The 13,579-nt window shown below is 66.6% G+C and carries 14 protein-coding genes; 5 read left to right on the top strand and 9 right to left on the bottom strand.

Annotated features, from left to right (window positions below; translation table 11 throughout):
• Positions 1-21 precede the first annotated feature (21 nt).
• Together ACZY0R_RS28000 and ACZY0R_RS27995 are read right to left on the bottom strand one after the other, a co-directional pair.
• Positions 22-816: a helix-turn-helix domain-containing protein gene (locus ACZY0R_RS28000; RefSeq protein ID WP_488862963.1), complete on the bottom strand. Its 795-nt coding sequence runs from the start codon at positions 814-816 to the stop codon at positions 22-24.
• Positions 817-926: 110 nt separating this feature from the next.
• The gene (locus tag ACZY0R_RS27995; RefSeq protein ID WP_488862961.1) at positions 927-1,358 is read right to left on the bottom strand and encodes a response regulator; all 432 of its coding nucleotides are present in this window, start codon (positions 1,356-1,358) and stop codon (positions 927-929) included.
• A 381-nt stretch (positions 1,359-1,739) separates the two neighbouring features.
• Here ACZY0R_RS27995 and ACZY0R_RS27990 point away from each other — a divergent pair, with 381 nt between their 5' ends.
• The 5 genes from ACZY0R_RS27990 (at position 1,740) to ACZY0R_RS27970 (ending at position 6,431) form a co-directional block, all read left to right on the top strand.
• Entirely contained in the window at positions 1,740-2,987 is a 1,248-nt protein-coding gene (locus ACZY0R_RS27990) for a PAS domain-containing sensor histidine kinase (protein WP_488866229.1), read from the top strand.
• The gene (locus ACZY0R_RS27985) at positions 2,984-3,628 is read left to right on the top strand and encodes a response regulator (protein ID WP_488862959.1); all 645 of its coding nucleotides are present in this window, start codon (positions 2,984-2,986) and stop codon (positions 3,626-3,628) included. The genes ACZY0R_RS27990 and ACZY0R_RS27985 overlap by 4 nt, the downstream gene beginning before the upstream one ends.
• A 116-nt stretch (positions 3,629-3,744) precedes the next feature.
• Positions 3,745-4,167: an Hsp20/alpha crystallin family protein gene (locus tag ACZY0R_RS27980; RefSeq protein WP_488862957.1), complete on the top strand. Its 423-nt coding sequence runs from the start codon at positions 3,745-3,747 to the stop codon at positions 4,165-4,167.
• 56 nt (positions 4,168-4,223) lie between these two features.
• A complete protein-coding gene (locus tag ACZY0R_RS27975) occupies positions 4,224-5,060 on the top strand; it encodes a universal stress protein (protein WP_488862955.1) in 837 nt (278 codons plus the stop codon).
• A 12-nt stretch (positions 5,061-5,072) separates the two neighbouring features.
• The gene (locus ACZY0R_RS27970; protein ID WP_488862953.1) at positions 5,073-6,431 is read left to right on the top strand and encodes an MBL fold metallo-hydrolase RNA specificity domain-containing protein; all 1,359 of its coding nucleotides are present in this window, start codon (positions 5,073-5,075) and stop codon (positions 6,429-6,431) included.
• 238 nt (positions 6,432-6,669) lie between these two features.
• Here ACZY0R_RS27970 and ACZY0R_RS27965 read toward each other — a convergent pair whose 3' ends face one another.
• From ACZY0R_RS27965 to ACZY0R_RS27935, 7 genes are all read right to left on the bottom strand, one after another.
• Entirely contained in the window at positions 6,670-8,457 is a 1,788-nt protein-coding gene (locus tag ACZY0R_RS27965) for a PHA/PHB synthase family protein (protein ID WP_488862951.1), read from the bottom strand.
• On the bottom strand, positions 8,454-9,212 hold the full coding sequence (gene phbB / locus ACZY0R_RS27960; protein ID WP_488866227.1) for an acetoacetyl-CoA reductase: 759 nt from the start codon (positions 9,210-9,212) through the stop codon (positions 8,454-8,456). Before phbB ends, ACZY0R_RS27965 begins: the two co-directional genes overlap by 4 nt.
• 13 nt (positions 9,213-9,225) lie before the next feature.
• The gene (locus tag ACZY0R_RS27955) at positions 9,226-9,735 is read right to left on the bottom strand and encodes a hypothetical protein (RefSeq protein WP_488862949.1); all 510 of its coding nucleotides are present in this window, start codon (positions 9,733-9,735) and stop codon (positions 9,226-9,228) included.
• Between the two features lie 30 nt (positions 9,736-9,765).
• Positions 9,766-9,969: a YgaP family membrane protein gene (locus ACZY0R_RS27950; RefSeq protein ID WP_488862947.1), complete on the bottom strand. Its 204-nt coding sequence runs from the start codon at positions 9,967-9,969 to the stop codon at positions 9,766-9,768.
• 172 nt (positions 9,970-10,141) lie between these two features.
• Positions 10,142-10,636 (bottom strand): hypothetical protein, encoded by a 495-nt coding sequence (locus ACZY0R_RS27945; protein WP_052686213.1) that lies wholly within the window; start codon positions 10,634-10,636, stop codon positions 10,142-10,144.
• A gap of 136 nt (positions 10,637-10,772) precedes the next feature.
• Positions 10,773-13,073 (bottom strand): heavy metal translocating P-type ATPase, encoded by a 2,301-nt coding sequence (locus ACZY0R_RS27940; RefSeq protein ID WP_488862945.1) that lies wholly within the window; start codon positions 13,071-13,073, stop codon positions 10,773-10,775.
• Between the two features lie 27 nt (positions 13,074-13,100).
• Complete coding sequence (locus ACZY0R_RS27935; RefSeq protein ID WP_045241564.1) at positions 13,101-13,436, bottom strand: ElaB/YgaM/YqjD family protein; 336 nt, start codon at positions 13,434-13,436, stop codon at positions 13,101-13,103.
• Between the last annotated feature and the right edge of the window lie 143 nt (positions 13,437-13,579).

The following is a 13,579-nucleotide window of genomic DNA, read 5'->3' as shown; positions in this document are numbered from 1 at the left end:
GGCGTTCCCTGGCTTCTGCTTCTAGATCCGGTCCAGCGCGTCAAGATCCAGCAGCGTCACGCGTTTGCCTTTCACATCGATCAGGCCGTCGCGCTGGAAGCGCGACAAGGTGCGGCTGACGGTCTCGAGCTTCATGCCCAGGTAGCTGCCGATTTCTTCGCGCGTCATGCGCAGCGTGAGTTCGCTGCGGGAGTAGCCGCGCGCATGCTGGCGCGCCGAGATATTGAGCAGGAATGCCGCCACGCGCTGGTCGGCGCAAAGGCTGGCGAGCAGCAGCATGACGCCTGATTCGCGCACGATTTCGCTGCTTAGCATCCGGTGCACGTGCTGTTGCAGGGAGCGCATTTCCCGGCAGAGCGCTTCGAGCAGATGGAAGGGAATCACGCATACCGCGCTGTCTTCCAGGGCAATGGCGTCGCAGGCGTGGCGCTCGGTGCAGATGCCATCGAGCCCGAGCGTCTCGCCAGTGAGGAAGAAGCCGCTCACCTGTTCGCGGCCGTTCTGGTGCGACACCACCGTCTTGAACGATCCGGAGCGCAGGGCGTAGATGCTCTGGAACGCGTCGCCGGCGCGGTAAAGCGCCTCGCCGCGCCGGACCATGCGCCAGTTATGGATCATGGTGTCGAGCCTGGAGCGATCCGCATCGTTCAGGTTGCCGCCCATGCAGATGGCGCGCATTGCGCAGCTTGAGCAGTTTGCCCTGTGGGCCACGCCGGCAGGTGGCGCACTATCCCCGTGCGGGGACGCGAGGACCTCGGCGTCGAGGAACCCTATGTGCGTGTCTGACGGTGCTTCCCGCTGCAGATACTCTGACATGGCAGTTTCCTTTGTCTTCTGGCCCCCGCCGGTTCGGCTGGCCACGGTTGTGGTGCGCTCTTGCTGTCGGCGCCGGCGCTGGATCTTGCCGGTGCAAAGGACGGCGCGGGCTATGCCGTGGCGTCTTCCGGTTCTGTTGTTCTCGCGGCTCTTTTGTCCGCCGCGAGGCGGAGCAGCGCGCTACGCAGCGCGTCGAACTCCATGGTCTTGTCGAAAAAGAGCGATGCGCCCGCCTGCAGGTAGGCGCTGCGCATCGGCGGCACCGAGCAGTTGCTCAGCACTACCACCGTTGCGTGGCGGCGCATCCGCTTCAGTTCCTCCAGCACCTTCAGCCAGGATCCTTCGTACCGGCTCAGGCTGAGAATGACGACATCGGGCAGGAGGATCTGGGCTGCCAGCAGCGCCGCACGCGGATCCCGGGCCGAGGCTAGCAGTTCCAGCTCCCTGATCGATCTCAGCATCCTGGTCTGCCGCGAGCCGATGAGGGGTGAGTCCTCGAGCAGCAGCACGGTCAGGGGGGCAGGATCGGCGGGGAGGTTCATGCGTCCGAGTATGGTCAATGGCGGGTCAGCTCGAAAGAAGGGACGGCTGAGAGTGTCGTCCGGAAAGAGAAGACCCTTGTCAGGGAAGCCTGACAAGGGCCTTCGGCTATCTGGCCGATAGCGCAAATCGATTCCGCTTCTCAGAATTACGAACACATCACAGTTGGCGTGTGCATTTCTCACAAATCGGCTACCTTTACAAGAGAGTCTGCGGCGATCCTCGCGGGGCTCGCTGTCCCTCCGGGAGCCTCCGGGAGCACTTCGCGAACAGCCATGGTGACTAATCAGCCCCCTCCACCGAGCCCGCCTTGTTCACCGAAAACATCGCTGTATGTCACGCTTGGCGAATTGGCGGCGGGCGGCGCGGTGCTCTTGCTGCTCATGCTGCTGGTGCTCTGGTTCGTCTACGCGCTCGCTCCCGAGGCAAGTGGCTTTGCCGCGCCCATGCTTGGCGCCTGGGGCTTGGCGGTGGCTGTCATGCTGTCCTTGCTGCTGGCGCGGCTGCGGCGGCTGCGCCGCGCCGCGCAAGAGAACCTGGCGCGTACCCAGGGAAGCGAAGCCCGGCTGGCAGGGATCATCCGTTCGTCGATGGAGGCCATCATCACGGTGGACGAAGGGCAGCACATCGTGTTGTTCAACCCCATGGCGGAACGTCTTTTCGGTTGCACCGCCGCAGCGGCGATCGGCAAGCCGCTGGGGGACTTTATGCCAGCACGTTTCCGTGTAGCCCATGAGGCGCACGTGCGCCGCTTCGGCGTGACGGGTGTCACGGACCGGCAGATGGGCCAGCAGCGTGTGCTGCATGCGTTGCGCCATGACGGAATGGAGTTCCCGATCGAGGCTTCGATCTCCCAGACCCAGGACGGCGGCGGCAAGCTGTTTACCGTCATCCTGCGGGACACCACGGAGCGGGTGAGGGTGGAGGCGGCCTTGCGGCGCTCGCGGGAAGAGCTTCAGCAGTTGTCCGACCGGGTCCAGGCGTCGCGGGAAGACGAGCGGCGGCGCATCGCCCGCGAGCTGCACGACGACCTCGGCCAGCGGCTGAGCGCGCTGAAGATGGACCTGGCGATCCTTGCAAGTGATCTCAAGGACGCGGGAACGCCCGCTGACCTGCTGGACCAGGCCGCCGCGATGCACCTGGTGATTGACGAGACCGTGGCTTCGGTGCGGCGCATTGCAGCCGACCTGCGCCCGGCATTGCTGGACGAGCTTGGCCTGATCCCGGCGATCGAATGGCTGGCGAAGGAGTTCTCGGCGCGCTATGGCATCACCGTCATCACCCACGCCGCGGAGGAGGAAGACGTTGGCGAGCGCGCGGCCACCGCGGTATTCCGTATCGTGCAGGAGGCACTCAGCAATGTCGTGCAGCATGCCCAGGCCGATCGGGTCGATATCGAACTGGTGCGCCAGGACGACCATTACGAACTGACAGTGCGGGACAATGGCCGCGGCAATGCCGCCACGCCGCCAGCCGGCGGCGAGCACATATCGCTGGGGCTGGTCGGGATCCGGGAGCGCGCACGCCTGCTTTCGGGCACCGTGGCGACCAGGCAGGCGCCCGGCGGCGGCTTCTGCCTGACCGTACGCTTCCCGCTGGCCGTGACCTCGAGCGCGGAGGCAAGCACATGATTCCCGTGATGATCGCGGACGACCATGCCGTGGTACGCGACGGCCTGCGCCATATCTTGAGCCGCGCAGGGGGCTTCGAGGTGGTGGCCGAGGCGGTGGACGGCAACGCCGTGCTCCAGATGGCGCGCGACTGCAAGCCCCGCGTCATCCTGCTCGACCTCTCCATGCCAGGCCGCAGCGGGCTGGAACTGATCAGGCAGTTGCGCGTGGAGCAGCCCGAGCTGCGTATCCTGGTACTGACCATGCATGCCGAGGAGCAATACGTGGTGCGCGCGTTCCGGGCGGGGGCAGCGGGTTACCTGACCAAGGAAAGTGCGGCTACTGAACTGGTCAGCGCCATCGGCAAGGTCGCGGCCGGCGGCACCTACGTGAGCCCTGCAATGGCGGAGAAACTGGTCAACAGCCTGCAGGACGAGCACCGCGAGGATCCCCATCTGCGCCTGTCGGACCGCGAGATGGAGGTTTACCGCCGCCTTGTGCTGGGCGAGCCGCTCACGGAGATCGCCGCCGGGCTCTGCGTCAGCGCCAAGACGGTGAGCACCTACAAGATGCGGCTGATGGAAAAGCTGCAGTTGCCAAGCGAGGCGGCGCTGGTGCGCTATGCGATCCGCCATCGCCTGTTCGACGAAGGGGATATCTAGCACCTGGCACCCCTAGCACGCCGCGCTTGATCTGGGACAAGGTGCGATATGGGCGCTGTGCCACCATGGAATGAAGGCCCGTTTCCGATGTGGGCTCTTTACCCAAGGAGGCAACAATGAGCAACCTCAGAATCTACGACCCGCTATCGATCGAACCGGTGGGTGACATGCTGCAAGGCATGTTGCGCGCTTTTCGCGGCAGCAATGAAGGCGGGTTCGCGTTCAAGGTCGATGTGACCGAGTCCGACAAGGACTACAAACTGGTCGCGGAAATTCCCGGCGCCAGGAAAGAAGATATCGAAGTATCCGTCGATCGCGGCACCGTGATGATCTCGGCCAAGGTGGAAAAGTCTTCCGAGCAGAAGGAAGGCGAGCGTGTGATCCGGCGCGAGCGCTACAGTGGCTCGATGCAACGCGTCTTTACGCTCGACAGCACGGTGGACGAGAGCAAGGTCGATGCCAGCTACGAGAACGGCGTGCTCCGGGTGGTACTGCCCAAGAAGGAAGCCTCGCCGCAGCAGCGCGTGACCATCCGCTGATATCGCCGTCTTCCGGGTCCGCCCGCGGGCGCGCTCGCCAATACACGGAGTAAATCATGGACTACCGGACCGTGCTGGTTGCGCTCGGGGCGGATCCCGCCTGCGCGTCTCGCGTCAGGATGGCCGCCGACCTGGCTGCCGCCTTTGGCGCGCATATCACCGGCGTCAGCGCCACCGGCCTGCGCATGGACCCGATCCGTGACGGCGGCGAAGACGCTGCGCGGCATTTGGCGGCTTCCCGTGGCCGGCTGCTGTCTCAGGCGGTACTGCAGGGAGAATTGCTGAGCGAAACCATGAAAGCGTACGCGCCGGGCGTACCGTATTCGCATCGCGTGGTGGAAGAGGAAGCCGGCTGGGTCGTGGCGCAGGAAGCCCGCGTCGCCGACCTGGTGGTGATGGCCCGGCCGGTGGCAACGCAGGATGTGTCCTTGCTAGGCGCCGGGGCGGCCGAGTACGTGCTGCTCAACGCAGGCCGCCCGGTCTTGCTGGCGCCGGCGGAGCTCAGGAGCCTGCATGGCGGGCACGTGGTCGTCGCGTGGGACGGCCAGCGCGAGGCGGCCCGCGCCGTGGCCGATGCCATGCCCTTGCTGCTGCGCGCCAGCCACGTCACCGTCGTCGGCGTGTGGGACGATCGCGGCGAACCGCAGGCAGACTCGGGGCCGGTGGCCGGCTTGCGGCATTACCTGCAGCGCCACGGCATTGTTGCCGGCGTGCGCAACGTGCAGAAGGCAGGGCCGGTCGGCGCCAACCTTCTCGACGCGGCCGGTGCGCTGGGAGCCGACATGCTGGTGGCCGGCGGCTACGGGCACTCGCGCTTGCGCGAGCTGGTCATGGGTGGCACCACGCGCACCCTGATGTATCAGGCGCCGGTGCCACTGCTGCTGTCGCATTGACGGGGCGCCGCCATGCAACTGCAATTTCTCGGCGCGACAGACACGGTCACGGGCTCCAAGTATGTGCTCGACACCGGCCACAGCCGCGTCATGGTGGACTGCGGGCTGTTCCAGGGCTACAAGGCGCTGCGCCTGCGCAACTGGGACCGCTTGCCAGTCGATCCGGCCACGCTCGATGCGGTAGTGCTCACGCACTCGCATATCGACCATAGCGGGTACCTGCCGCTGCTGGTGCGCAACGGCTTTCGGGGGCGGGTGTTCTGCACCATGGGCACTGCCCAGTTGTGCAACATCCTGCTGCCCGACAGCGCGCATCTGGCGGTGGAGGATGCGCACTACGCCAACCGCAAGGGTTTTTCGCGCCATCAGCCCGCGCTGCCGCTCTACGACGGCGCGGATGCCGTGCGCGCCCTGCGCCGGCTCGACCCGTTTCACTACGATACGCGGGTGAGGGTGACGCCCGACGTGGAGGCGGAGTTCCATCGCGCAGGGCACATCATCGGCTCGGCGATTGTCACGTTGCATGTGGACGGCAAGCGGATCGTATTCTCGGGTGACCTGGGGCGGCAGCAGGACATCGTGATGCGCGCCCCGGAGATCGTTCGCGAGGCGGATCACCTGCTGGTGGAGTCCACCTATGGCGACCGCGCCCATCCCGCGGATGATCCACTCGATACGCTGGGTGAAATCGTCAGCCGCACCATCGGCCGCGGCGGCAGCGTGGTGATCCCCGCATTTGCCGTCGGGCGCACCCAGGCGCTGCTGTACTGCCTCTACAAGCTGCGCCAGCAAAACCGCATTCCGCACGTGCCGGTCTACCTCAACAGCCCGATGGCCATCGACGCCACCACGGTCTTTGCGTTGCACCCGGACGAACTGCGGATCGACCGCTCCGCCTGCGCGGCAGCCTGCAATATGGCGATCCTGATCCAGAGCATGCAGCAGTCCGTCTGGCTGAACCGCGACCATACGCCCAAGATCATCCTGGCCGGCGGCGGCATGGCTACCGGAGGGCGGGTGGTGCATCACCTGGAGACGTATGGGCAGGATGCGCGCAATACGATATTGCTGTCGGGGTTCCAGGCTGCCGGTACGCGCGGTGCGGCGCTGGCGTCGGGGATGCGGGAGTTGCGGATCCACGGGAAGCAGGTGGTGATCCAGGCTTCGGTGGCGCAGATTACTTCGCTCTCGGCGCATGCCGATGCCAACGAACTGATGACATGGCTGGGCGGCTTCGGCAGCGCGCCGCGGCGGACTTTCGTGGTGCACGGGGAGCCGGCGGCCAGTGATGCCTTGCGGCAGCGGATTGAGCGGGAGTTGCGTTGGGCGGTTACGATGCCGGAGTATCTTCGGTCGTATTTGTTGGATTAGGGGAGGGGGTGGGGTTTAACTGCAACTGCAACTGCAACTGCAACTGCAACTGCAACTGCAACTGCTTAACGTCAAAGTCAAAAGCTTAAAGTCAAAGGCAGTTTCACCACCCCTGCGGGGGGCGAAACCGCCTTTGACTTTAGGCCTTTGAAGTTGAAGTTGAAGTTGAAGTTGAAGTTGAAGTTGAAGATATGCACGAGCACTCATCCCTACCCCAATTCCCCATCAAATCCACCCACTACCGCTCCAACACATAACCCCCAGGCGCCTCCGCAAGCGCACCAGGCGCCGCATCCCGCGCACCAACCCGCCCGGTCGAACGCGCCGCCAGCCACGCTTGCCAGCATGGCCACCACGACCCTTCATGCCGCTCAGCCCTGGCAAGAAACCGTTCCGGACTGCCATAAGGCGCATTGGCGTCACGGGTTTCCACCCGATATCGCCGGCCAGGGTGCGAAGGTTCGGAGACAATGCCGGCATTGTGCCCCCCCGATGTAAGCAGGAAGGTCAGCGGAGCAGGGGTGAGCAGATGCAGCTTGTAGACCGAGCGCCACGGCGACACGTGGTCATGCTCGGTGCCCACCGCAAACACCGGCAACCGCAGGTCGGACAAGGCCACGGGCCGCCCGTCCACGCAGTAGCGCCCGGTGGCGAGTTCATTGGAGAGGAACAGCTTGTGCAGGCATTCCGAATGCATGCGGTACGGCAATCGGGTGAGATCGCGGTTCCACGACACCAGGTCGTTCGGGCGCAGCCGCTTGCCGAGCAGGTACTCGCTCATCATGCGGGACCAGACCAGGTCGCGTGAGTGCAGCATCTGGAAGGCGGCGGCCATCTGCGGACCATCCAGGTAGCCCTGCTGGTGCATCATCGCGTCCAGCGTGGACAAGGCGCTGCTGTCGATGAACAGGCCGAGTTCTCCCGGCTCGGTGAAGTCCGTCTCGCTGGCGAACAAGGTCAGGGTTTGCAGCGGCGCGCCATCGTCGTCGCGGCTCAGCGCCGCGGCGCAGATGGCCAGCAGGGTGCCGCCCAGGCAATAGCCGGCGGCGTGGATGCGCGCGTCGGGGCAGCGTTCGCCGACCACGCGCAAGGCGGCCCGTATGCCCAGTTGCAGGTAATCGTCGAGGCCCATGCCGGCCGCTTCGGCATCGGGGTTCTTCCACGAGATCATGAAGACCGTGTGGCCTTGCCCGACCAGGTAGCGCACCATCGAATCCCGCGGCTGGAGATCCAGGATGTAGTACTTCATGATCCAGGACGGTACGATCAGCACCGGCTCCCGCCATACCTCGGCACCCGCCGGCGAGTACTGGATCAGTTCCATCAGCGCATTTCGGTACACCACCTTGCCGGGTGTGACCGCGACGTCCCGCCCGACCTTGAAGGTCGGTGGGCGGCGCAGGCTGGGATCGCGCGACAGGTCGGCCACCACGTCCTGCATATCGTGCAGCCAGTGCCGGGCACCGTGCAGGAGGTTGGTGCCGCCGCTGGCGGCCGTGGCCTGCAGCACCACGGGGCTGAGCCACCAGGCATTGCCGGGCGAGCAGATATCGATCATCTGCCGCGCGCAGAACGACACGATCCGCTCATGGTGGGGGGACACGCCACGCAGCCCGTGCGTCAGCGACTCCCATAGCGCCTCGTTGTTGTGAAAGACGTCGCGCCAGAAATGGTAGGGCCACTGCGACCAGGCGGGGTCGGCGAAGCGCAGGTCGGACGGCGGCGCCGGCACGCCGGGCGTTGGCTGCGCGCTCGCCGGCCCCGGCCACATGCCGGCGGCAGCGGCAATCGTCCCGCTCATCCACTGTCCCACGGCGGTGTCGACCTTGCCGGGCGAGATCGCCAGGTGCAATGCCCAGTCCAGTCCGGCCAGCCAGAATGAGGCCAGCGACATACCTTGCGTGGCGCTGGCCAGCGTGGAGCGTACCTGCTCGTCTAGCTGGTGCCGCTCGGCCTCCATGGGGCCGCAGCCGCATTCCGCCTCGGGCGCTGCGGCGAGTTCACTGCTTGGCGCGGGTGCGTTCATTGCATGTGTTGTCCGCCATTGATGGCGATATTGGCGCCGGTGACAAATGCTGCGTCATCGGAGCACAGGTAGGTAATCAGCGCGGCGACTTCTTCCGGCCGCCCAAGCCTGCCAACCGGGATCTGCGGCAGGATCCTGGCCTGGAGTATGTCGGCAGGCATGTCGGTGACCATGTGCGTGGCCAGGTAGCCGGGCGAAACTGTGTTGACGGTTACGCCCTTGGCTGCCACTTCCAGCGCCAGCGCCTTGGTGAACCCGTGTATCCCGGCCTTGGCGGCGGAATAGTTGGTCTGGCCGAAGGCGCCCTTGGAGCCATTCACCGAGGCGATATTGATGATGCGGCCCCAGCCGCGGCTGACCATGCCGTCGCACAAGGGCTTGGTCATGTTGAAGATGGAGTCCAGGTCCGTCCTGAGCACGATGTCCCAGTCGGCTTTGGTCATGCGCCTGAAGGTCATGTCGCGGGTGATGCCCGCGTTGTTGACCAGAATATCGACCTGGCCCATTTCGGCAAGGACCTGCGCGGCGCAGTACTGGCACGCTTCGAAATCGGCCACGTCGGTGGCAAAGGCGCTGAATTCGCGTCCCGCTGCCCGCTGGCGCGTTAGCCAGGCTTCGACATGGTCATTGCCCATCGAATGGGTGACGGCCACGCGATGGCCGGCGTCGTGCAGGCGCATCGCGATGGCTTCACCCAGTCCGCCCAGGCCGCCAGTCACCAGTGCGATCCGGCCTGAAGTCGGATTGGCGGGCATGCCGGCGGGGCGGTCAGCTGGCATGGATGGCCTTCTTGCGCGTCGCGGCCAGGGCGCCGTCTGCCGGCTCGGCGCCTGTGCCGTTCAACGCGGGTTTCAACGCAGCGGCCTGGCTGAATTTCTCGAACAAAGCCTGCACCGGCACCATCATCGAGGCGGTATTCCCCGCCTGCTGCAAGCCCGTCGCCTGGCAGCGCTGCCAGGATTCGCCGGCTTCGCGCATCTGTTCCACCATGGCGGTCTGGTTGTGGATGGCGAGACTCATCCACGCCTGCATCAGCTGCGCGCAGTGTTCGGCTTCATTGCGCAGGATGGTGACGGGCAGCGTGCCGAAAGCGGCGAAGTTGCTGGCATTGGCAAGCTGCTCGCCGACTTCGCGCGTGGTCTCGATGTCCCGGCGGATGGCGTCGAGCTGGATCTCAACGAAACGCTCGCGGCTCTCCTGCATCAATGTCAGCGCGCGCAGGCCCGCTTCGCAATTGGCGCTGAAGAACGCGAAGGGGGCATCGGTCTGGTCTGTCATGTGAATCTCCGTATTGGAATGGGGGCCATGTCAGTCGGGCTTTCCGCACGCGGACGGGCAGGTCCTGACGCCGAGCATGCTGTAGAGCGGGCAGACGCGAACGAGTCCGGTCAGGATGGGAGTCACGCCGATCCATCCCCACACGCCGATCGTGCCGGTGACGGCAAGGCCGATCAAGGCCAGGCCGACGACAATCCTGAGTGTCCGGTCAACGGTTCCGATATTGGCTTGCACGGTGAACTCCTTTCGATAGCCCGGCAGGGTAGATGTGATTCGCCGAGGCGGCTGCGCGATCCGGCGAGTGCAGGATTCCAATATAGCCAGATGGCTGGCGCCGGCTTTGATCTGCGGCAACCGCCGCGCGCAATTGACGCAAGGAGCGCACACCGCGATGCTGCCGGTCTCATCACAGGCCGGGCCGCGGACACCGCGACTCGCAATAGACCCAGTCATCTTCCATTTCATTGATGCGCAGGCGGAACGTGTAGCTGACCGCGTTCCGTCCGGCCGTGAACCGGCGCGCCTGGCTGTCGGCCTGGTATTGGGCGCGCAAGGTATAGGCACCCGCCGGTACCTGCATATAGAGCAGGGGGCCGCTGGAAACGACCCGCAGACGCCGCTTGCCGTCGCTATCCACGAGCGATACCGTGACGTCGGACAAGGCCTCGCCGTCCTTCGCGCTGTAGAAGCCAAGCCGCACATTGAAGCGGCCGGCCACCGCGCGCATGGCCTTTGCCTCGTCCTCGCCGACACCGCCGGACACATAGGCGATCCCATTGACCTGCAGTACCTGGGGCAGGGCTTCAGGATTCGGCTGCGCCGCGTGGACGGGCAATGCGGCACCGATGAGCCCTGCCAGGGCCGCTGCCGCGAGCGAGCCGGGGATAAGTTTGCCAGCCATGATGAAGTCGGTCCGTGTCTGAGTCTGCGCGCCAATGTCAACCGCGCGCCGGTGTCTCCAGTATTGCCGGTGGCGCGGCTTGCCGCTTGATCCAGCGCAATGCCGCGCAAGGCTGAGCGCGCCGGCGGGCAGTCCGTCAGGCGTCGCCCAGCGCGTGATACAACTCGTCCTCCTGCGCGAAATGCAGGCGCAGGATCGCATTCAGCTCATACAACAGGCGCCGGATTTCCTGCGCGCTTTCCAGGTCGATCCCGTCCGCCGGCTGGTCGGCGGCGATGCGTTCCAGCAGGCCCACCAGGCGGAAGATCTCGCGGTGCCCGCCGCTCAGCGCGGCCAGCGGGTCCCTGCCGCCAAGCCGTTGCGCCAGTTCCGGATAAAGGTCGGCGTCGTCGTGCCGCTCATGCGCGAGCAATCGCTGGCGCAGTGCCTGGTTGAGTTGCGCGAGTTCCAGGGCGGCGACGCCACCGGGGAGGCTGGCAACGCGATCCGCCATCGATCTCACCTGGTCGAGCACCTGCCCCAGTTCGGTGTGCTCGGTCTTCAGTTTCGCGGCTTCGGCCCGGGAGAGCTGCGCTGGCCGCCAGTCGGGTCCCGCCTTGCGTGCCCGCAGTGCGTTCAGAATCACGGCGACGTCGATTACCTCCTGCAGCAGCGCCCCCGCAAGCGGCGGCAGGTAGCCGAAGGCGGCTGCGATCATGGCCGCCAGGGAAAGCGCCATGCCTGCCACCACGCTCTGCACGGCGATATGGCGCGCGCGCCTGGCGATCTGGATGGCTTCAGCCAGGCGGTCCAGGCGGTCGACCAGCAGGACGATGTCAGCTGCCTGCGCCGAGGCGGCGGCGCCCGCGGCGCCCATCGCCACGCCGACGTCTGCGGCAGCCAGCGCGGGGGCGTCGTTGACGCCGTCGCCGACCATGATGACCGTGTCGTGGCGCTGCGCCTGGCGGATCGCCTCGAGCTTTTGTGCCGGCGTTTGCTGGGCGCGCACTTCCGTCACGCCCAGCATCGCGCCGGTCATCTGCGCAACGTCGTCGCGATCGCCGGTCAGCATCACCATGCGCCGGATGCCGGCCTGCCTGAGCAGCCTGAGCGCGCGGGGCGTGTCGAGCCGGATCTGGTCCGCGAGTTGCAGAGCGCCGCGCATGGCGCCATCGACGCCAAGGAAGACGGCCGACGCACCCTCATGGCCCAGGCGCCGCAGCAAGGCCGTGCTCCACGGCTTGGGCACGGTTGCCCTGGCCACATATGCCAGCGAGCCCAGGGTGACGGCGTGGCCGTCGACGATGCCGCTCAGGCCGGCGCCGGGATCCTCGCCGACCTTGGCCGGCAGCGCCAGTGCCAGCCCGCGCTCGCGGGCCGCGGCGACCAGTGCGCGTGAACTCACATGCACCGATGCCTGCGCCAGCGAGGCAGCCAGGCGAAGCACTTCATCGGGCGCGTCTCCCGGCGCTGCCTCAATGGCCGAGACGCGGGCCTGGCCGGCGGTCAGCGTGCCCGTCTTGTCGAAGAACAGTACGCGGCCCTGCGCCAGCCTTTCGAGCGCGGCGCCGCTCTTGACCAGGATGCCGCGGCTGGCACTACGCGACATGCCGCAGACGATGGCCACCGGCACTGCCAGGATCAGCGGGCAGGGAGTCGCCACCACCAGCACCGCGAGCGCCCGGCGTGCATCGCCGGTCAAGAACCAGGCGGCGCCCGCCACGGCCAGTGCCAGCGGCACCAGCAGCAGGGCATAGCGGTCGGCCATGCGCGTGGACGGGCTGCGGCTTTGCCGGGCCTCCATGACAAGGCGGACGATGCCCGAATAAGTGCTTTGCGCCGCCGTGGCGCCCGCGAGCATCTCGAACGGCGCGCCGGCGTTGACCACGCCGCTGCGCAGGGGCTCGCCCGGCGCGCGGCGCTGCGGCATGGCCTCGCCGGTGAGGGTGGATTCGTCGAGGTCGGCGGACTGGATCAGCGTCCCGTCGGCAGGCGCCACTTCGCCGGCGCGTACCAGCAAGCGGTCGCCCGGACGCACGAGGTCCAGCGGCACCGGCCGCCATTCCCCGTTTTCGTAACGGCTGGCCTCGCGCGGGGCGTGGCGCAGCAGCGCGCTCATCTCGCTTGCTGCGCGCGCTTCCGCGTAGCTCTCCAGCGCGCGCCCGCTGGCCAGCATCAGGCTGATCACAGCCGCGGCAAAGTGCTCGCCGAGCCACCATGCGAAGCCGATCGCCAGCAGCGCCAGGACGTCCACGCCGGCCTGGCGGCGCCATGCCGCCAGGATGGTGCTGGCTGCCAGCGAGATCAGCACCGGCACGACGCCTGTCAGCCACACGGCGCGCGCATGCGCGGCCGATTCGAACCAGTACAGCAGCGATCCCGCGCTCAGCGTGACCGCGGAAACCGAGAGGAGCCCGATATCGAGCCAGCGGTGATAGCGGGGCTCCAAAAGCGCCATGCTGCGATCAGCCCCGGCGATCCGCGATCAGTTCCGGCGGGCGAGCGCCAGGGCGAACAGCGCCCCGCAGGCGGCGGCAACAGCGGCGGTCGCGCCAAGGGTGCGCCATGGGTGCGCATGCACGTACTCCTCGCCGGCGTCGGCCCAGTCGCGGACCTGGTCGCGGCCTTGCGCCTGCAGATCCCGCAGGCGTAGCTGAAGCGCCTCCAGCTGTGCCTTGAACTGCTCACGGGCCTGGCCGGCTTGCTCGCCGGTCAGGGCGGCGGTGTCGCGTAGCAATGCCTGCACATCGGCCAGCAAGACGTTGATGTCGTGCTGTAGCGTGGCACGGTGCGCGGACAGGGCGGATCTGAGGTCGTTCACGGCATTCTCCTGGCTGGTTCGGTCGAAGTGGATACGGGTGGCATGAAGCGTGACGTATCCGCAGTGGCGGATAGCGCGAAGGCACCTCCCACTATAGGCAGCGGGCCCGCGCGCCGGTTGATCCTTATCAATGCCTGGCGCCG

The organism is Cupriavidus sp. F041 (assembly GCF_057814235.1).
This window is presented reverse-complemented; position numbering and strand designations above follow the sequence as displayed.

Bases quoted from the DNA above. Each gene is read 5' to 3' on its own strand.
- ACZY0R_RS28000 (WP_488862963.1), bottom strand. From the start codon at position 816: ATGTCAGAGTATCTGCAGCGGGAAGCACCGTCAGACACGCACATAGGG.
- ACZY0R_RS27995 (WP_488862961.1), bottom strand. From the start codon at position 1,358: ATGAACCTCCCCGCCGATCCTGCCCCCCTGACCGTGCTGCTGCTCGAG.
- ACZY0R_RS27990 (WP_488866229.1), top strand. From the start codon at position 1,740: ATGCTGCTGGTGCTCTGGTTCGTCTACGCGCTCGCTCCCGAGGCAAGT.
- ACZY0R_RS27985 (WP_488862959.1), top strand. From the start codon at position 2,984: ATGATTCCCGTGATGATCGCGGACGACCATGCCGTGGTACGCGACGGC.
- ACZY0R_RS27980 (WP_488862957.1), top strand. From the start codon at position 3,745: ATGAGCAACCTCAGAATCTACGACCCGCTATCGATCGAACCGGTGGGT.
- ACZY0R_RS27975 (WP_488862955.1), top strand. From the start codon at position 4,224: ATGGACTACCGGACCGTGCTGGTTGCGCTCGGGGCGGATCCCGCCTGC.
- ACZY0R_RS27970 (WP_488862953.1), top strand. From the start codon at position 5,073: ATGCAACTGCAATTTCTCGGCGCGACAGACACGGTCACGGGCTCCAAG.
- ACZY0R_RS27965 (WP_488862951.1), bottom strand. From the start codon at position 8,457: ATGAACGCACCCGCGCCAAGCAGTGAACTCGCCGCAGCGCCCGAGGCG.
- phbB (WP_488866227.1), bottom strand. From the start codon at position 9,212: ATGCCCGCCAATCCGACTTCAGGCCGGATCGCACTGGTGACTGGCGGC.
- ACZY0R_RS27955 (WP_488862949.1), bottom strand. From the start codon at position 9,735: ATGACAGACCAGACCGATGCCCCCTTCGCGTTCTTCAGCGCCAATTGC.
- ACZY0R_RS27945 (WP_052686213.1), bottom strand. From the start codon at position 10,636: ATGGCTGGCAAACTTATCCCCGGCTCGCTCGCGGCAGCGGCCCTGGCA.
- ACZY0R_RS27940 (WP_488862945.1), bottom strand. From the start codon at position 13,073: ATGGCGCTTTTGGAGCCCCGCTATCACCGCTGGCTCGATATCGGGCTC.